Annotated in this window: 1 rRNA gene; it reads right to left on the minus strand. The window is 53.3% G+C overall.

Features of this window, described 5'->3' with window-relative positions:
- Positions 1–255: ribosomal RNA gene (locus M3205_RS25425) — 23S ribosomal RNA — on the minus strand; the annotation flags it as partial.

The raw sequence follows: 255 nt of genomic DNA on the forward strand, positions 1-255 counted from the left end.
TTGCGGTACGGGCACCTTTTCCCTCGCTAGAGGCTTTTCTTGGCAGTGTGGAATCAGGAACTTCGGTACTAAATTTCCCTCGCCGTCACAGCTCAGCCTATGTGGTAACGGGATTTGCCTCGTTACCGGCCTAACTGCTTGGACGCGCTAATCCAACAGCGCGCTTACCCTATCCTCCTGCGTCCCCCCATTGCTCAAACGGTAAAGAGGTGGTACAGGAATATCAACCTGTTGTCCATCGCCTACGCTTTTCAG

The sequence above is a fragment of the Cytobacillus firmus genome (assembly GCF_023715565.1).
Lineage (GTDB): Bacteria > Bacillota > Bacilli > Bacillales > Cytobacillaceae > Cytobacillus > Cytobacillus firmus_C.